A 16,966-nucleotide genomic window follows, 5' to 3' on the forward strand; every position below is an offset into this window, starting at 1 on the left:
CGAGAGAGGGCCCCGAACCCGATCAACTGGCTCTCGCCCCTGGAAGGCCTCGACGGCGATATTGCCCGCGGCGGGAGAGGCGAGCCGGCGTCGAGAGGTCGCCGTCCGAGCGACCGTCGTTGCCGATAATTAGAAGCCGTCTGGCAAGGTACTTGGGTTCGTGGGATCGCGTGTCATCATCCCTCATGACCAAGGATGAAGCGGAACAGCTTTTCCTGGCTTGAGCAGAAGTCTCCTGGCCACCTGAAATCCGGAGTAGCACTCCATTGCGCGATGACGTGGAGCGATGGTTTGTCGATGAATTCAAGCAGGGCTGGCGCTATTAATTTTAGCGGTCTTCCTTACGGCGAAATAGCCGCCTCGAACGCTTGGATTTTTAGATAGCAATTCCTTGGGAGCTTGTGAATCTCCAGCCTAACCGGCCCCGCGACTCCAGCCTTCCCGCGCAAGCACAACGACATGTAGGCGCGACTGCGGAGTGCATCTTTAATCGATTGACTCGCGTGATGCACCGGCAGTTAATTGCCCGGTTGGTCCTGGCAAAAGAGGGGCAGGAAATTGGGAGCAAACGATGACGGTGCAGAAGGAAGACTATCGAACGAATAGGGCCGACTATGCCATTGCTGCGATGCATAGCCGAGCTACCGCTGAAGGCGATCGCGACGATTTACTGGCAAGAAAAAAGTCTCTGTGGGTAAAAGATCGGCGATCTGCGAAATTGGCTGCAAACCCGTCGGAAAGCTCGCCAGAACCGAAGGCCAAACCGCGCGGTTAGCGGCAGCACCTCCTCTTGGTGACTCATCAAGTACGCTCCTTGCAGCGGCGAAGTTTTGCGCGCGATGCTCTGCCGTTACAGGAAACGGCTTGAACGCTGCCGGGCGCGACTCCTATTGGGCCGCACCTAAATTCCAGATGTCCCGATGCAGGCGCCACGTCCCGTCGTCGCCTTTTTCCAGACGACGATGTACTTGCCCGCCATGGTGGAGAGGGCGCCGCCTTTGCTCGGCACGCCGAGCGTAAATGCGCCAACTTCGTAGGCGAGATTCCCGCTCCCTTCCACTTCCAGCGCCTTCAGGGTGAGATTTTTCATCCCGGCCTTGATTGCGCCCTGCCAGAATTCTTCCACGCCCTTGCGGCCATCGACACGTTTGCCGTCGGGTGGCAGCAGGGCGGCATCGTCGGTATACATTTGACCCACCGCCTTCGTGTTTCCGCTGTTATAAGCGTCCGTGAATTTCGTCAGCGCCGCTTCGATATCCTGGCGAGCCGACTGGGCCGCCACAGACAAGGCAGACGAAAAAAGCAGCACAGCGGCAAATGCAAATGACTGAACCAGTCTCATCTCGTCCTCCCTTTGCTATTCGAAATAACAGTCGATTAAATAGCGCCCAACCTGAGGGGCCCGGGCGCCTGACCTGCCACGGGTAATTTCCTCCATCTGAGATTAGAGTCCGGCCTCGATTGAAGGACGGACTGATGAAGAGAAAGCGGTTTACGGAAGAGCAGATCATCGCGGTTCTGCGTGAGCACGAAGCGGGGGCGAATGCGGGCGACCTGGCGCGCAAGCATGGGATCTCCGAGGCGACGCTGTATAACTGGAAGGCGAAGTATGGCGGGATGGACGTCTCCGATGCCAAACGGCTGAAGGCCTTGGAAGACGAGAACGCGAAGCTGAAGAAGCTGCTCGTCGACCAGATGCTGGAAGCCTCGGCACTGCGCGAGCTTCTGTCAAAAAAATGGTAGGGCCCGCCGCCAAGCGCGAAGCCGTCGCGCATCTGCAGGCCACGATGGGCCTGTCGGAGCGGCGGGCCTGTTCCTTCGTCGACGCCGATCGTAAGATGATCCGCTACCAGTCTCGCCGAGCGCCTGAGGCGGCACTGCGCGGCCGGCTACGCGATCTGGCCAACGAGCGCCGGCGCTTCGGCTATCGGCGGCTGTTCATTCTGCTCAGGCGCGAAGGCGAGGCATCGGGTATCAACCTCATCTACCGGCTATACCGCGAAGAAGGACTGGCCGTGCGCAAGCGACGCTCCAGGCGCCGAGCGGTAGGAACGCGGGCACCGATCCTGGTTCAGGCGAAGCCGAACGCGCGCTGGTCGCTGGATTTCGTCCATGATCAGTTCGCCTGCGGCCGGCGCTTCCGCGTCCTCAACATCGTCGACGACGTGACGCGCGAATGCCTGGCTGCGATCCCGGACACCTCGATCTCCGGCCGCCGGGTGGCGCGTGAACTGACGGAACTGATCGCCCGGCGCGGCAAGCCGGGCATGATCGTCTCCGACCGCGGCACCGAGTTCACCTCGAACGCGATCCTCGCCTGGTCGAAGGATCATCAGGTGGAATGGCACTTCATCGCGCCGGGCAAGCCGATGCAGAACGGCTTCTGCGAAAGCTTCAACGGGCGGATGCGGGACGAGTTGCTGAACGAAAACCCTGTTCCTCGGCCTCGACCATGCCCGAACAACCATCGCCGAATGGGCAGACGACTACAACCGATCGCGCCCACATTCGGCGCTCGGATACATCACGCCTGCGGCTTATGCCGCCAATCTCACCGCAACGGACGATCGGCTGCGCAACCCCGACCAGCTCCGCCGATCACCCGTTGCTCAACCCGCGCCATACGGCGTAAAACCCGCCGAGGCTCTAACTGCAGCCGAATGAAAATTCAGTGGCAGGTCACGCCCGCTCAATGGTCAGATCAATGATTTATGTTAGGCTTATCTGATATGACGGCGCAGGCGTAGCTGCGCTGTCGGGGTCGGATTGCCTCCAGGCTTGGAGCCGGCTCGCTTGGCTGTTCTGTCTGGCGATAGCGGCTGTTTCACACGAATTTTGCCACCAAAAAATGAACTGGTGCATTTGAAAGGATCTCGTGCTGTAGGCGCCGGAGCTATATCCCTCGTTGGTTGATTAGCCGCTGGCGCTCTCCCGACTGGAACCCCGAACACTTTTGCGAATTGTTGGCGGATCCGACAGGACTCTGAGGCATAGCTAAGATTGCCTTAGCTCGTGCCCGAGCATGTTCCGTCTTCCATCGTCTGCGGGGTCATCCCAACATCTTCTATGGCATGGGCTTCAACGGAACCGGCATTGCACAGACGCCGATCGTCGGCCGCGTCCTGGCCGGTCTGGTGCTCGAGCGCAAGGACCGGTGGAGCGCCAGCGGTCTCGTCGGGATCGACCGGCGGCTGGAATTGCCTCCAGAGCCGTTCCGCTATCTCGGCGCCAGACTTGTGCGCGGCGCTATCCGGCGCAAGAACGACATCGAGATCCGCATCCGGAACCCGGATGTTCTCACCCGTTTTCTTGCGCAGCTCACGCCGGGGCATCGTAAGCAGTAGTAGTCGTGCCCAGCAGTCCGCCTGGGCTGTCATTCAGTCGAGCCGATCCGCACCGGCCGGTGTTATTGTAGGTAAGCGAAGAGAGACAAGGCAGCTACAATCCCTGCATGGCATCGACCCCGGCGTAGAGGCGCTGCAATTCAGCTCCAGCCGGACCGTCGCGGCCGGAGATTAGACGGCCTCGCGGTTGCGATGGACCGCAATTGAGTTACGCTCCACCAAGCGGGCCGCCAGCACACGGTGCTCGAAAGGCAAAGTGGCCTCCCCTAACCTCCTCAAGAGAAGCTCCGCCGCCGCCGCTCCGATCAAATGCGCCGGCTGCGCGATGGCTGTGATACCCTGGGCCACGAATTGCATCCAGTCGAGATCGTCGAAGCAAAGCAGCGAAAGGTCTCCTGGGATCGCAAGCTTCAGTGCCGATGTCGCCTCCAGAACGCCTGTCGACATTACGCCATCGGCGGTAAACAGGGCGGACGGCGCATTGCGCATTGTCAGCAGATCGAGTGCCTCCTTGCGGGCCGCCTCGCTAGAATAGATCGCCACGCGGCGGATCAACTGCGGATCCGGCGTAATGCCCGCAGCGCGATGGGCTTCGAGGTAACCCAATAGCCTTTGCCAGCTTGGATGATGATAGCGAATATCAGCGCTGGAGAGATCGGCGTTTGCCACAAACGAGCCAACATCATCGCGTTGGCCCGGCCCGAGCTCCGCCAGAATTCCAATGCGGCTGTGTCCGGCACCGATCATCGCCGCGATGCTGCTACGCGTTACGGAAACATTGTCGACCACGACTGAATCGGTTTCCAGGCCCGCAACCATGCGGTCGAACTGCACGACGGGACAGCGGGCTGCGACTGCCTCACGAAGATGATCCGGTTCGTCGACGAAAGTCGATGAGACAATTAAACCGTCGACCTGCTTTTCCAGCAGCAGCTGCACCGCCTCTCGCTCGAGTTCGGCATTTTCGTCACTATTCGTAACGATAACCCCGAAGCCGCCACGGCGCGCCATATCCCCTATTCCGCGCAGCACGCTCGCGTAGAACGGGCTTTCGATGTCGCCAACCACAACTCCGATAGTCTGCGTCTTACCGGTGATCAGACCTTTGGCCAGGCGATTGGGGCGATAGCCCAGCTCAGCTGCAGCGGCGCGCACCTTCTCCTGGACCTCGGGGCTGCTGTAGCCGTAGTCACCAAGCACACGCCCCGCCGTGGCGGAACTCACCCCGGCCCGGCGAGCGACCTCTATGATGGTTGCGTTTTTCGACGATCTTTCAGTCACTCGGCAAACCCCGCCGCCAATGCGCGCGTTGTGACGGCGACCTAGCGGCAGTTAAGCCCGTCCCGCAAGGCCGAACACTGCAACCCCCGCGGTTGCGCACATCATTGCAATCACAGTACCTCGGACAGAAAGCGCCGAAGACGTGGACTCTGCGGATTGTCGAAAAGGTCCTCTGGCCGTCCTGCCTCGACGATCCGCCCCTCGTCCATGAACACGACCTGGTTCGCGACTTTGCGAGCAAAGTTCATCTCGTGGGTGACGACCACCATCGTCATCCCGCCGCGACCGAGATCGGCCATCAAATTGAGCACACCCTTGACCAATTCTGGATCGAGCGCGCTGGTGACTTCGTCGAACAGCATGATTTCGGGCTCGAGGGCGAGCGCACGCGCGATGGCCACCCGCTGCTGTTGCCCGCCCGAGAGATTGGCTGGCCGGTGATCCTTGCGCTCCAGCAGTCCGACTTCATGCAGTCTCGCCAAGGCCGCGCCCTCAGCCTCCTCGCGCGACATGCGTTTCACCTTGCGCAGAGCCAGGGTGATGTTGGCGAGCGCGCTGCGGTCGGGGAACAGATTGAACTGCTGGAAAACCATCCCGACGCGCCGCCGGAGTTGGTCAGGGGTCTGTTTGTAGATGCTTTCGCCGTCGAGCAGAATGTCACCGGCTCGACACTCTACTAGGCGGTTGAGGCAACGCAGCAAGGTGGACTTGCCCGAGCCGGACGGACCGATGAGGCAGGTGACCGTCCCGGGTTGCACTTTCAGACTGACGTCATGGAGGACCTGGACGGCGCCATAGGCCATGTCGATATTCTTCACCTCGATGCCGCCGCCCTTGAAGCGTGTGGGCGCTGCTGCAGGCAACGTCGCAGCGCCCGGCACGACGGCTTCGGCAAGCTCGGCGACCTCCTTGAGGCCACTCTGCACGGCGGTGATTCGTTTGCCGACCCGCATGCGCGCGTCGATGTAGTTGACGAGATGGGTCAGCGGCACCGTGATCACGAGATAGAACACGCCGGCCAGCAATAGCGGCGACAAGTTGCCGGTCAGCACGGCCTGGTCCTGGCCGACGCGGAACAGTTCGCGTTCGGAGGCGAGCAGGCCAAGGAAATAGACCAGGCTGGAGTCTTTGACGTTGCCAATGAACTGGTTGACCAGTGCAGGCAGGACGCGGCGGATGCCTTGCGGGATCACCACCAGGCGCATGCCTTGGCCGTATGTCATTCCGAGAGTGCGCGTGGCGTCGATCTGACCACGCTCGACGCTCTGAATGCCGGCGCGAAAAATCTCTCCGATGTAGGCCCCGGCGATCAGGCTGAGTGCCATAATGCCCAGCGGATAGGGCGATGGACCGAACAGATCTCGGCCCAACCGCGCGAAGCCCTGGCCAATGATCAGAATTGTGACAATGGCCGGGAGCCCGCGAAAGATGTCGGTGTAGACACGCGCAAGGAGTTTCAGCGGCCGGTTCTCGGAAATCCCCATGACTGCGAGGACGATACCGATCAGCGTCCCGAAAAACGTCGAGGCAAGGGCCAGGATCAAAGTGTTCTTGAGGCCGACCATCACCATGTTCGGCAGAACTTCTGCCATCGCCTGGAAATCAAGAAAGCTGCGGGCGAAGGTGTCGAACCAGCTCATATCAAGTCCATCTATGACTCGGCCGGGCACCGTTGCTCACGGGCCCGGCCGGAAACGATAACGAATACGCGCGAATTTACTTCTTGGGCAGATATTGATCCGGCATCGGGGTACCCGGGAACCATTTCTCGTGCAGTCGTTTCCAGGTGCCATCGTCCATAGCATCGCGCAGGGCCTTGTTGAGCGCCTCGCGGAAGGCATCGTTGCCTTTCTTGACCACGAACCCGGCCGGCGCATCGAAGGACGGCACATTCATGGTTATCTTTAGGTTCTTATAGCGCTCCACGTACTGCTTGGCCGACTCATAGTCAGTGAAATGGCCATCGATCGTCCCGTTGTTCAGCGCCGCCACCGCAGTGTTGTTGTCGGGAAATTTGACGATGTCGCCCTTCAGGTTCTTCTCGGCATAGATTTCCTGCAGCGTTCCCTGGATCACGCCGATGCGCTTTCCCGCCGTGCTCTCATTGCTTGTCAGAGCCGGATCAGCCGAAATGATCGACAGGTAGCCGGCGAGATAGCCATCGCCAAAATCCACGGTCTTCTTGCGCTCCGCGGTGGTGCCGATAGCAGCGACAGCGACGTCGAAGCGGCCGTTGGCGACGGACGGCAGCAGCGCCGAGAATTCCTGGCCAGTAAAAACAACCTGCTCCTCCTTGAACCCGAGCCGGCGCGCCACATCGCGGAAGAGCTCAGCGTCGAAGCCGGTGAAGTTGCCATTGGCGTCGGTGAACACATAGGGTTTCGCATCGCCCATGGTTCCGACGCTGATCATTGTCGGGTCGATGAGGTTATAAGGATTGTCGGCCGCTTTTGCCTGCGTTGATCCTGCTAGCGTGCCAAGTCCTGTCACCAGGGCGATCGTCAGCGCCAGACCGGATTTCACCAGTTGGCGCCTGCTCGAATTCGTTTGCATGTCTTCTCCTCTTACGATTGGCCGAACTCGGCCTGCGGTCCCACTCGACGTCTCATCCATCAAAACGCTCTCACGTGGCGCTTAGTTAGATGACTGAGAACGTTATCACTTTATCTAGCATCGTCGATTTCTCGCGTCAATTGTTTCGCAGAATTTCGCAGCTAGACGGTTTTCCAGTCTTGAACGTGCCGAGCTGCGCGGAGGACCTCCGGCGTCATCTTTCCTATATCGATTGCTGTCGCATGGCCGATCGCCCCGTAGTACTGGCAGGTAGCCGCCGCGGCCTCCGCGGCATGGCCGAGAATGTCTTGAGGTGCCTCTTCGCTGAGCAGGCCGAACAGCGTTCTGGCGATGAAGGTGTCGCCCGCGCCCAGGGTGTCGATGGCTTCGACCAGCCGCGCCGGGGATCGGTAAGAGACGGTGTCGCTGTGAAGCACCGCGCCAGCTCGACCACGAGTCACAAGAACCCACTTTGAACCACATCCAAGCAGTTCGGCTGCGATTGCGGCCAATTCCTTGTCGTCGAGACCCTCGCCCGAGACCGAAGCCAGATAGCAATGGGGCCCAATCTCGCGTCGATGTTCCGGTTCCCGCCGCGTGGAAAAATCGTAAGACAACAGGGACTTACTCGATACCGCGGCAACCCACGGGTCTAACCCGCTGGACTGGCCGATGTGGACGGCCTGGAAGGCCGAGAGAAAATCCAGATCTTCTTGCGTCGGCGTGAACATCGAGACGCCGAGGTCGAAATCCAGGAAAATCCGATCGGCGTTGCGGTGACCTATAAGGCAATAAGCGGTCGGCCCTTCGAGGCGCCGCAATCGGGTGACGTCCACGCGCTCCGACGCCAGTGCGGCGTCGATCAGGTCCCCTGCCCGGTCTTTGCCGATCGCTCCAACATAGGCCGATCGCCCGCCGAAGCGGCTGACATAGACCGAGACATTGAGGCAGTTTCCGCCGGGATACATCTCGCCGCGAGCGAGATAACAATCGACCACGTTATCGCCTATCGCGGCAATCTTGACCATTGCAGGACTTTCAGTTTAAGGATGTGATAACGTTCGCATAATGGCTGCCACCTGTCAATTGTGCGCCGGCCCCTAGCTCTGCCAACGAGACGAGGAAGCTCATGATTTCCGCCCTGCCCGCCGACGTACAACGCGCCCTGACCGCTACGGCCGGCAGGCGGTTTTCGCATCTATTCCTCGTAGCGTGCGGCGGCTCGCTCTCCATCATGATGGCAGGCAAGTACTTCGTCGACCGTCACAGTGGCACATTCGCCTGCGACATCTACAACGCGGATGAGTTCGTCTGCCGCGATCCGCGACTGTTGGGACCTGACACGCTCGTTGTCCTTTGCTCGCAGACAGGAACGACGAACGAAACCGTGCGAGCGGCCAATTATGCAAAAGATCGAGGCGCTGCGACGATCGGCATGACGCTCGACTTAATATCGCCTCTCGCAAAGGCAGTCGACCATGCAGTCGCCTACCAGGCCTCCTACACGACGGGCAAAGAAATCGATTCTGCCTGCAGCAACTACGGCGTGCTCTACATGTTGCTCGCCGGCCTGATCGATGAACGGGAGGGTGCCGGGATAACCGCCGATCTGCTGATGAGCCTGAACTATCTTCAGCCGTCGATCGAACGCGCGCACCGGACCTATGCCGACCGCTTTCAAGCCTTCGCACCCCGTTTTGGGCCGTGCAATACGATCTACACACTGGCCAGCGGTGCCAGCTATGGTGCGGCCTATTCCTACGCCATCTGCGTCCTGATGGAGATGCAGTGGTACGACTCGCAAGCCATACACGCGAACGAATTCTTTCACGGCCCATTTGAGGTGGTGGACCGGGATACTTGCTTTGTGGTCTTGCTTGGTTTGGACGAAACACGGAGCCTTTCCGAACGCGCCCGCGATTTCCTTTTCAAGTACGGCAGTCGGGAAAACATCCTGGTGCTCGATGGAGCGGAACTCGACCTCAGCGGTATGTCCGAACACATCAAGCCCTACCTCGTGCCGTTGGTCTTCTTCGACACTCTATGGCGTTTTGCCTACCAGCTGGCCGGTTTGCGCGGCCGGCCGATGCTCGAGGGCCGGCGCTACATGAAGAAGCTCACGGACTACTAGATCCGCCGCGCTCTGCAGCGATCCAACAACTCCCAGCCCGTCTTCCGCGAAGAAGGATTTCTCTATGACTGCATCCCCAAAGCCGCGCCATGTCGTTGTTATCGGCGCGGGCATTTTCGGCATCTCTTCCGCGTTGCACCTTGCTCGTCTTGGCGTTGATGTAACCATTGTCAACGACGGCGCGCCGGCCAACGGTGCATCCGGCCGTTCACTTTCCTGGCTGAACTCAGCGCGACGTGCGGACACTGCCTACCACCGCTTGAGGCTTGCAGGCATCGACCGTTATCGGACCCTGGCCGCCACAAGGCCGGAAACGGCGTCGTGGCTTCGCTTTGACGGCGGCCTCACCTGGGATGCGGATGATGAGACGAACCAGATCGCGTCCATCTGCCAGCTGGAGCAGGATATTGGTTATGACGCGCTTCTGCTCGGCCCTGCCGAAGTCGGCGCAGTGACGCCCGGCGTCAACGCCAGCGCCATCACCCCGCAGGGTGCCATCTTCAATCCTGGCGAAGGATGGGTTGACCTGCCCTGCCTGATCGATCTGCTGCTCAATGAGTTCCGCTCCCGCGGCGGCAAGCTCGTTCAGGACGCTGGACGCGTGCGAATAGATGCCACAGGTGGTCGCGCGCGTGGCGTCGTCACTGCCGACGGTATGCCGTTAAAGGCGGATGCAGCGGTCCTTGCCGTTGGGCCAGCGACGCCTGCCATGCTTGCGGAGATCGGAGTTCGTGTCCCCGACGCCACGCCGATTTCACTTCTCTTGAAGACCAAACCGGTCAAGACCGAGCTCCGTGCCGTGCTGAATACGCCGCGCGTGGCGGTGCGCCCGACGCCGGATGGCGCACTTGTTTTGGATTCGGCGTGGTCGGAGGAAGAGGTCGTGGTCAACTCTGACGGAACCTACACCGTGCACGACAAGACGGTCAAAGGACTGCTCGACGAGGCTAGTGCCGTGCTCGACGGCAATCCGCGGCTTCAACTCGCTACCTATGCCGTTGGCCCGAAGCCCATCCCCGGCGACGGCGAGCCAGTGCTTGGCTCCGTCGAGACCGTCGCCGGGCTTCATGTCGCCTTTAGCCACAGCGGCGCCACGCTCGGATTGATCGTCGGCGAATTGCTTGGCAAAGAAATCGTCTCCGGCAATCCGCATCCCATGCTTGCAGGCTTCCGCGCGAAGCGTTTCAGCTGAAAGGGCAATCGCGGCCGAGGTCGAACTGTCCAGATGGGCCGCGCGCCTGAGGAATCTTGGCAAGAATCGGTAAACAGCGAATATCCGTCTTCTGCGGTTTTAACGTTGGTCGGAGGGCGGTCTAGGCTAAGAAGCTGAGGTGCCCTTGCCGAGCGATAGTGACATGATCGTTTTACCGGGTTGTCGTCTTACGGCAACAGAGACGGCGACGAGTGTCAGCGCCGCGCGTCCAAGCGCGAACGCGCAGGGGAGAGATGAATGCCCCACAAACTATGGTCAGATAGCCGCTCGCGATCCACTGGAGTGCGCTGAGCGCGACAAGTTGCGGAATCCTCAATTCAAAGCCAAGAAGATCGAAAGGCAGACTGCACCGAAGGGTCCGGCGGTCTACCTTGCGGGAATCAGGTGCAGTGCAGACTTCCCGCCCTTCACGGCTGCCGCTGACAGCTTGCGGTCAAAGCTGGCAAGTTGGCCGCCCCGCGCCTTGGCGAGCGCGAGAAGGTACGTATCCATGACCTGTGCCGAGGTCAGGATTTTCGCTGCATCGATGTCGCCGGAGCCAACCAGGCTCACGTCGTCGGGCCAGAAGCTGTGCCCGTGCAGAGCCCGCAACTTGGTAACGATTTGCGCAACGATGGCAGGCGAGCCGGGGGAATTGGGATATCTTTGGTTGCCGACGATGCGCAGGACGCCGTTTTCGGTGATCGGACAAGTAGCCCATGCCGCGTTGCCCGTCTCTTCGAACCAGCCATGCGCGTCGCCATAGGCGACGTGACCAGGATCGATCAGTGCGATCAGCACATTGACACCGAGCAGGAAGGTCAAGGCAGTTCGTTGCGCAAGGCGTTGACCGTCTCAAGCGTGACAGGAGGTGCATGCGGCCGAGGCGACAGAAGAGGAATCCCGTTGCGCGCGCCGCCAGCTTGAGGCCGGCGCAGCGAGCGCCGGGCGAGATCGCTAATGACCTTGCCGAGGCTACGACCCTGCTGCCGGGCCATGGCCCTGGCCGCGACCAGGACGTCGTCATCAATCGCCAGTGTGGTTCTCATATCACTCTCCTGACGCGCATCAAACATCACGCATGATGTGGACTAGCTACGTCGGACACTCAAGCGGTGCGAATACCCGGCGGATTTGCGTGGAACACGTTTTGCCGGAAAGATCGTCGCTCCGCGGCTTCAACCTTTATGCGACGAAAACTGCGCCCGCGGTAATCAGCGAAACGCCAAGCCAGTTCGGCAGGGACAATTGTTATCTGAGGAAAACCGCACCGAATACCGTGTCAAGCGCGACGCTTAGCCTGGCGTCACCGAGCAACTCCCCCTCCCACAATGCAGCACCAGGGCTGCGATGACATGTCTTGATCGTGTTGCTGAAGTCAGCCAGATCCTGCGTCGATAACGGCCTTGATCAGACCGGACTTCTGCTGCGCCCAGATTGCGATGTCGCGTGGGCTGTCGCGCAGGGTGGTGCGGTGGGTGACAAGCTGGTCGATTGGTATTTTTCCAGCGCGAATCGAGGCAATGACGTGCTGGAAATCGCTACGCGTCGCGTTCCGACTGCCGATCAGCATCATTTCCCGTTTGTGGAACTCTGGATCGGAGAAAGTTATGTCGTCCGGCACGACGCTGACCATCACCATGACGCCGCCATGGGCAACATAGGCAAAGGCAGACTGCATCGAACGGCTGTTTCCCGTTGCGTCGAAGACGGCGTCGAAACCTGCTCCCGCAGTTCGCGCCGCTATCGTTTCGATGATCGATCCCTTCGACCCGTCGATCACCAGGAAACCCAGTTGCCTCGCGGCAAAGGTCAGCCGCTCGGTATCGACGTCCATGACGGTCACGTTCTGTTGCGCGATGCGCGCAAGAAGCGCGGTACCGAGGCCGATCGGCCCGGCGCCGATAACCAAGGTGCGAATGCCCGGCCCCGCCATGCATCTGCGGACTGCGTGGGCACCGATGGCCAGAAACTCGACCGTGGCCGCCTCCACCAGTGACAGGCCGGCCGCTGGAATCAAGTTCTGCGCCGGCACGAGAATCTGCTCACTCATGGCACCGTCACGGTGCACGCCAAGCACCTCGATCGACATGCAGCAGTTAGGCTTGCCCTGGCGGCAGGCGGCACAATGTCCGCAGGCAAGATAGGGATTGACGAGGATTTGCTCTCCGACCGACAGGTCCACGGGCGCGTTGATTGCCGCGATTGTTCCCGAAACCTCATGGCCCATGACGCGCGGATAGGCGAGATACGGATGCCTGCCCTCGAAGATGTGGTAGTCGGTTCCGCATATCCCGACAAAGGCGACATTGACCAGTGCCCAGCCTTCGGGCGGAGCGCCTGGTGCCTGCTGCTCCTCAAACACCAGTCTGCCGGGCTCGGAGCATCGCACGACTTTGATGGTGGGGTCCATGACGGCATTCACCCCTTGCTAAGCTGGAGTCCGGCAACAGGAAGTGGTCCGGCGGTGCAATCCGCCGGACCGCTGGTGGATCACTCGAAGTCCTTGACGTTCTTCAGCGTCACCAGTCCGGCGCCGGTATCCACATTGGCCTCGACGGGTTCCCCACGGATGGCCTTGACGACGGTGTCGATGCCAAGCTCGCCCATTTTTGCAGGAAATTGAGCTACGCTGGCGTCCTCCGCCCCCGACTTGATCGCTTCGATCTCACCGCAGCAGGCGTCAAAGCCGACCACTATGAGGTTGTCGTTGGCAATGCCTGCATTGCTGATCGACTTGACGGCTCCAGGGATCGGCGGGCCGCAGGCCGCGTAGATTGCCTTGAGATCAGGATTGGCCGTCAGGATGTCTTCGGTCACTGACGTGCCAAGTTCCAGCGTGCAGTTGGTTGCACCTTTGCCGACGACCTCGACCTTGACGTCACCCAGTCCCTCCATCATGCCCGTGACCCGGTCATCCAGAGCCGGCACCCCGGGAACGCCTTGCAGAATACCGATCTTGTCACCGCTCTTGAGCACCGTCTTCAGGTATTCTCCGGCGATCTTGCCGCCATTGAGGTTGTTGGTCGATACCAACGCCGTCTGGCCTTTCCAGTTGGGGATGCTGTTGTCGACGAGAACCACCTTGATGCCGGCGGCCACCGCCTTGTCGAGCGCCGGCGCGACCGTCGGGTCGACCGGAGTGATTGCAAGCCCTTTGACGCCTTGCGTGATCATGGATTCGATCAGAGCGATCTGGCCTTCAATGTCGGTGGCCGCCTGGCCCTGGCCGGTGACCAGTTCGATCTCCGGATGAGCGGCCGCGTATTTCTTGGCGGCGTCCTCCATGGTCGAGTAGAACGGCACCGGGAATTTCGTAATCAGGCCGACCTTGATCTTGTCTGCGGCCGAAGCAGGCATAGAAAACGCAACGGCGATCGCCAGCCCTGAGAACAATTTTCGGTTCATTGACATTGCATTCCTCCCTTGGATTGAGACGCCTCCCGGCGGGAGACGCTTCAGGCATTTGCGGACCGGAACGGTCCCCAAATCTCGAACGGGTCAGGCTCCAACGATCATGGAAACCAGTTCCTGTTTGTTGCCCTTGGTCGGCACCAGTTCGCCGACCCTGCGGCCCTGGCGAAGCACCACCGCGCGATCGGCGAGCTCGACGACGTGTTCCATGTTGTGAGTGATCAGGATGACGGCATTGCCCTCGTCGCGGAGCGCAGCGACCAGATTGAGCACCTGGCGTGATTCACGCAGGCCGAGTGCGGCGGTCGGCTCATCCAGAATGACAACCTTGCGGGCGAACACGGTCGAGCGGGCCACGGCAATGGCTTGTCTTTGTCCACCTGACATCATGGCGACGACCGCATCCAGGCGCGGCAACGTAACCTTGAGGTTTGCCAGCAGAGCGCGGGTCTCGGCGTCCATCCGGCGCTGCTGCAGAAATCGCAGGCCGCGCGGAAGCCATTGCGGGCCAGCCAACTCGCGGCCCGCAAAGAAGTTCTGTCCCGGCGTCAGGTTGTCGAAGAGCGCCAGGTCTTGGTAGACGGTCTCGATGCCGGCGAAGCGCGCATCCGCAGGGGAGCGTATCTGCGTTGGCGCACCATCCAAAAAGATCGCGCCGGCATCGAGTTGGTGCACCCCGCTGATGCATTTGGTTAGCGTCGATTTACCCGCGCCATTGTCGCCGAGCAGGCCGACGATCTCACCGCGCCGCACCTCGATGCTGACATCGTCCAGGGCCAGAACCGAACCGAAACGCTTGGTAGCACCGCGTACCGCCAAGACGGGATGCTCGGAGGCGGCGGTATGATCGGCGTCGGCCGCGACGGCGCTCACGACTGTCTCCCGGCTTGCAGGACGCGCACGCGGCCTTCGAGGTAGTTGCGCAGCACGTCGGACTCGACCGCGATCACGATAACCACGCCGATGACGATGAGCTGGAAAAAGACGTTGACGTTGAGCAGGTTGAGCGCGTTGCGGATAACGCCGATCATGATGGCGCCGACCAAGGCATGGCCAAGGTGGCCGCGACCGCCAAGAAAACTGGCGCCGCCAATGATCACCGCCGCGATCGTATCCAGTTCCAGCAGATTGCCGAACAAGGGCGAACCGGCGTCGGTGCGGCCGGCAAGGATGACGGAACCGATGCCGGCGCACAGCCCTGAGATGACATAGACGGAAACCAGGACCCAGGACACGGGAATACCCATGCGCAATGCGGCGTCGGGCCGGCCGCCGACGGCATAAATCCAGCGCCCCCAGACCATGGTTTTGGCCATGACTGAAAGGACTGCGGCAACGCCGGCAACAACGAAAACCGATCCAGGCAGACCCCAGACCGCGTCGCGGCCAAGCGCATCGATCGAATCCGGCATGCCAGGGATGGCGCGGCCGTCGGCCAGTTGCAGCGCCAGCCCCTTGGCGATGCTCAATGTTGCCAGCGTGATGATGAAAGGATGCGGCAGCCGGCCGAAGACATAGAAGAGCCCGTTGATGGCGCCGACCGCGGCACCGCAGCCAACCATCACGGCGATCACGATGATGGCGGGAGCGCCAGCATGAAAGCTCAGCGCGCCGACGACAACGTTCGAGCCGACGGAGAGATCGATGCCGCGTGTCAGGATGACCAGATGCTGGCCCATCGCCACAACCGAGATGACGGCCGTCTGGGCGAGGATGTTGCTAAGATTGCGTCCGGTCAGGAAGTAGGGTGACAGAAAGCTGAGGACAGCGATCAGCAGCACCAGGATGACGACCGGACCAGCGCTCAGCAGCATTAGGCCAAGCGAAAGGCCGGGGACGGCTTCTGACTTCCTGGATGCTGGCAACGCGGCCTCGCCGACAGTCGTGCCGGTGTTTCCCGTTTCAGGCAAATTCCCCTCCCCGCCGCGGCTCGTGCGAGCCGCGTCGTCAAAAACTCAATTCGTGTTCAGGTCCTCTTCTTATCGATAAAAAACAACGAGCCGGGGCGGGTCAAGTTGTTTTTTATGGATAAAGTTCATGCTAAAAGGACAAGGTATTGTTCCAAAGGAAAATCCGATGAGAACCGACACCGTCTACAAGAAGGCCTTCAACCGAGCTGCAAAGATGCTGCGCGACGGGCAACTGGCCGGTGAACTTCCTTCCGAAAATGAGCTTAGAAGGCGAATGAGCGTCAGCCGCACAACCGTCAGAAAGGTTTTGCGGGAACTGGTTCATCGCGAACTTGTCACCGAATGCAACGGCCTCAGGTCGACGGGCCGCCCGGTCGGCGACAACGACTACTATCCGGACGCCGAAACCACGCCTCGCGCCAAGCATGTCGAACAGCAGTTCATGGAGTGGATGCTGCGGGGTGACACCAGGCCCGGCACCAGCATTAATGAGCTCGAGCTTGCGCGCCAATTCGGTGTTGCTACCAATGGAATTCGCGAATTCCTGATCCGCTTCAGCCGGTTTGGATTGATCGAGAAAAGGCCGAATACAGGCTGGCTCTTCAAGGGTTTCACCGAAGACTTTGCACTTGAGCTCTTCGAGATCCGGGTGATGTTCGAACTGCGTTCGGCACAACGGTTTTCACTGCAGCCGGACAGTTCTCCGCTATGGTCGAAACTCGCCGCGCTCAAGATGGCGCATGCCGACCTGCTGGAGCGAATTGAAGGCCGCTTTCACGACTTCTCCGGCCTGGACAACCGGTTTCACCGGCTCATAAACGAGGCCTCTCCGAACCGCTTTATCGATGATTTCTACGACATCATCACGTTTATTTTTCACTACCACTATCAGTGGAACAAGCAGGACGAAAAGCAGCGCAATCTTGCCGCGATCCACGAACACGTTGCCTATATCGACGCGCTTGAGAGCCGCAATTCCACTCGGATTGAGGTGGCCTGCCGAGCGCATCTGGCTTCAGCAAGGGAAACACTGATGCGCTCGCTCACAGCATTTGATGAGTCGAGCATCAATGCATGACGAAATGCTTCTGATCCTGGGACGCAAACTCAGTGTGATGCAGGTGCTTTATGATCCGAAGCC

General features: G+C 60.3%; 16 protein-coding genes and 1 pseudogene. 6 read left to right on the forward strand and 11 right to left on the reverse strand.

The genetic code is table 11. The features are described from left to right. Window positions 1-571 precede the first annotated feature (571 nt). The gene (locus RQ479_RS11715; protein WP_376705185.1) at window positions 572-775 is read left to right on the forward strand and encodes a hypothetical protein; all 204 of its coding nucleotides are present in this window, start codon (window positions 572-574) and stop codon (window positions 773-775) included. Window positions 776-901: 126 nt separating this feature from the next. Here the strand turns inward: RQ479_RS11715 and RQ479_RS11720 are convergent, their stop codons facing one another. Next, the gene (locus tag RQ479_RS11720) at window positions 902-1,342 is read right to left on the reverse strand and encodes a YybH family protein (protein WP_376705186.1); all 441 of its coding nucleotides are present in this window, start codon (window positions 1,340-1,342) and stop codon (window positions 902-904) included. Window positions 1,343-1,476: 134 nt separating this feature from the next. Between RQ479_RS11720 and RQ479_RS11725 the strand changes: the two are divergent. Together RQ479_RS11725 and RQ479_RS11730 are read left to right on the forward strand one after the other, a co-directional pair. Beyond that, window positions 1,477-2,664: pseudogene (locus RQ479_RS11725) on the forward strand (IS3 family transposase). A 407-nt stretch (window positions 2,665-3,071) separates the two neighbouring features. Continuing rightward, complete coding sequence (locus RQ479_RS11730) at window positions 3,072-3,344, forward strand: hypothetical protein (RefSeq protein WP_376705187.1); 273 nt, start codon at window positions 3,072-3,074, stop codon at window positions 3,342-3,344. A 171-nt stretch (window positions 3,345-3,515) separates the two neighbouring features. Here RQ479_RS11730 and RQ479_RS11735 read toward each other — a convergent pair whose 3' ends face one another. The 4 genes from RQ479_RS11735 to RQ479_RS11750 all read right to left on the reverse strand — a co-directional run bounded on the left by RQ479_RS11735 (window position 3,516) and on the right by RQ479_RS11750 (window position 8,206). Next, complete coding sequence (locus RQ479_RS11735; RefSeq protein WP_376705188.1) at window positions 3,516-4,625, reverse strand: LacI family DNA-binding transcriptional regulator; 1,110 nt, start codon at window positions 4,623-4,625, stop codon at window positions 3,516-3,518. 110 nt (window positions 4,626-4,735) lie between these two features. Beyond that, entirely contained in the window at window positions 4,736-6,265 is a 1,530-nt protein-coding gene (locus tag RQ479_RS11740; protein ID WP_376705189.1) for an amino acid ABC transporter permease/ATP-binding protein, read from the reverse strand. A gap of 76 nt (window positions 6,266-6,341) precedes the next feature. Then, a complete protein-coding gene (locus RQ479_RS11745) occupies window positions 6,342-7,178 on the reverse strand; it encodes an ABC transporter substrate-binding protein (protein WP_376705190.1) in 837 nt (278 codons plus the stop codon). A gap of 161 nt (window positions 7,179-7,339) precedes the next feature. Continuing rightward, a complete protein-coding gene (locus RQ479_RS11750) occupies window positions 7,340-8,206 on the reverse strand; it encodes a PfkB family carbohydrate kinase (protein ID WP_376705191.1) in 867 nt (288 codons plus the stop codon). 101 nt (window positions 8,207-8,307) lie between these two features. Here RQ479_RS11750 and RQ479_RS11755 point away from each other — a divergent pair, with 101 nt between their 5' ends. Beyond that, on the forward strand, window positions 8,308-9,309 hold the full coding sequence (locus RQ479_RS11755) for an SIS domain-containing protein (protein WP_376705192.1): 1,002 nt from the start codon (window positions 8,308-8,310) through the stop codon (window positions 9,307-9,309). A 64-nt stretch (window positions 9,310-9,373) separates the two neighbouring features. Continuing rightward, window positions 9,374-10,501 carry an NAD(P)/FAD-dependent oxidoreductase gene (locus RQ479_RS11760; RefSeq protein WP_376705193.1) on the forward strand — a complete coding sequence of 376 codons (1,128 nt, stop codon included), beginning with the start codon at window positions 9,374-9,376 and terminating at the stop codon, window positions 10,499-10,501. A 387-nt stretch (window positions 10,502-10,888) separates the two neighbouring features. On the opposite strand, the gene RQ479_RS11765 is transcribed toward RQ479_RS11760, so the two are convergent. The 6 genes from RQ479_RS11765 to RQ479_RS11790 all read right to left on the reverse strand — a co-directional run bounded on the left by RQ479_RS11765 (window position 10,889) and on the right by RQ479_RS11790 (window position 15,825). After that, entirely contained in the window at window positions 10,889-11,326 is a 438-nt protein-coding gene (locus tag RQ479_RS11765) for a TA system VapC family ribonuclease toxin (protein WP_376705194.1), read from the reverse strand. Continuing rightward, window positions 11,323-11,550, reverse strand: a complete 228-nt coding sequence (locus tag RQ479_RS11770; RefSeq protein WP_376705195.1) for a CopG family transcriptional regulator — start codon at window positions 11,548-11,550, stop codon at window positions 11,323-11,325. Before RQ479_RS11770 ends, RQ479_RS11765 begins: the two co-directional genes overlap by 4 nt. Window positions 11,551-11,879: 329 nt before the next feature. Further along, window positions 11,880-12,902, reverse strand: coding sequence for a zinc-binding alcohol dehydrogenase family protein (locus RQ479_RS11775; protein ID WP_376705911.1), 1,023 nt, complete (start codon window positions 12,900-12,902; stop codon window positions 11,880-11,882). A gap of 92 nt (window positions 12,903-12,994) precedes the next feature. Continuing rightward, window positions 12,995-13,861, reverse strand: coding sequence for a sugar ABC transporter substrate-binding protein (locus tag RQ479_RS11780; RefSeq protein WP_376705912.1), 867 nt, complete (start codon window positions 13,859-13,861; stop codon window positions 12,995-12,997). 141 nt (window positions 13,862-14,002) lie between these two features. Next, complete coding sequence (locus RQ479_RS11785) at window positions 14,003-14,788, reverse strand: ATP-binding cassette domain-containing protein (protein ID WP_376705196.1); 786 nt, start codon at window positions 14,786-14,788, stop codon at window positions 14,003-14,005. Continuing rightward, on the reverse strand, window positions 14,785-15,825 hold the full coding sequence (locus RQ479_RS11790; RefSeq protein WP_376705197.1) for an ABC transporter permease: 1,041 nt from the start codon (window positions 15,823-15,825) through the stop codon (window positions 14,785-14,787). Before RQ479_RS11790 ends, RQ479_RS11785 begins: the two co-directional genes overlap by 4 nt. A gap of 166 nt (window positions 15,826-15,991) precedes the next feature. Between RQ479_RS11790 and RQ479_RS11795 the strand changes: the two genes are divergently transcribed. Continuing rightward, complete coding sequence (locus tag RQ479_RS11795; protein WP_376705198.1) at window positions 15,992-16,903, forward strand: GntR family transcriptional regulator; 912 nt, start codon at window positions 15,992-15,994, stop codon at window positions 16,901-16,903. Window positions 16,904-16,966 lie beyond the last annotated feature (63 nt).

The organism is Mesorhizobium sp. ISC25 (genome assembly GCF_042295465.1).
Lineage (GTDB): Bacteria > Pseudomonadota > Alphaproteobacteria > Rhizobiales > Rhizobiaceae > Mesorhizobium.

What these genes read in the sequence shown, in the direction of transcription:
- RQ479_RS11715 (WP_376705185.1), top strand. Translation starts at nt 572, where the DNA reads ATGACGGTGCAGAAGGAAGACTATCGAACGAATAGGGCCGACTATGCC.
- RQ479_RS11720 (WP_376705186.1), bottom strand. Translation starts at nt 1,342, where the DNA reads ATGAGACTGGTTCAGTCATTTGCATTTGCCGCTGTGCTGCTTTTTTCG.
- RQ479_RS11730 (WP_376705187.1), top strand. Translation starts at nt 3,072, where the DNA reads ATGGGCTTCAACGGAACCGGCATTGCACAGACGCCGATCGTCGGCCGC.
- RQ479_RS11740 (WP_376705189.1), bottom strand. Translation starts at nt 6,265, where the DNA reads ATGAGCTGGTTCGACACCTTCGCCCGCAGCTTTCTTGATTTCCAGGCG.
- RQ479_RS11745 (WP_376705190.1), bottom strand. Translation starts at nt 7,178, where the DNA reads ATGCAAACGAATTCGAGCAGGCGCCAACTGGTGAAATCCGGTCTGGCG.
- RQ479_RS11750 (WP_376705191.1), bottom strand. Translation starts at nt 8,206, where the DNA reads ATGGTCAAGATTGCCGCGATAGGCGATAACGTGGTCGATTGTTATCTC.
- RQ479_RS11755 (WP_376705192.1), top strand. Translation starts at nt 8,308, where the DNA reads ATGATTTCCGCCCTGCCCGCCGACGTACAACGCGCCCTGACCGCTACG.
- RQ479_RS11760 (WP_376705193.1), top strand. Translation starts at nt 9,374, where the DNA reads ATGACTGCATCCCCAAAGCCGCGCCATGTCGTTGTTATCGGCGCGGGC.
- RQ479_RS11770 (WP_376705195.1), bottom strand. Translation starts at nt 11,550, where the DNA reads ATGAGAACCACACTGGCGATTGATGACGACGTCCTGGTCGCGGCCAGG.
- RQ479_RS11780 (WP_376705912.1), bottom strand. Translation starts at nt 13,861, where the DNA reads ATGCCTGCTTCGGCCGCAGACAAGATCAAGGTCGGCCTGATTACGAAA.
- RQ479_RS11795 (WP_376705198.1), top strand. Translation starts at nt 15,992, where the DNA reads ATGAGAACCGACACCGTCTACAAGAAGGCCTTCAACCGAGCTGCAAAG.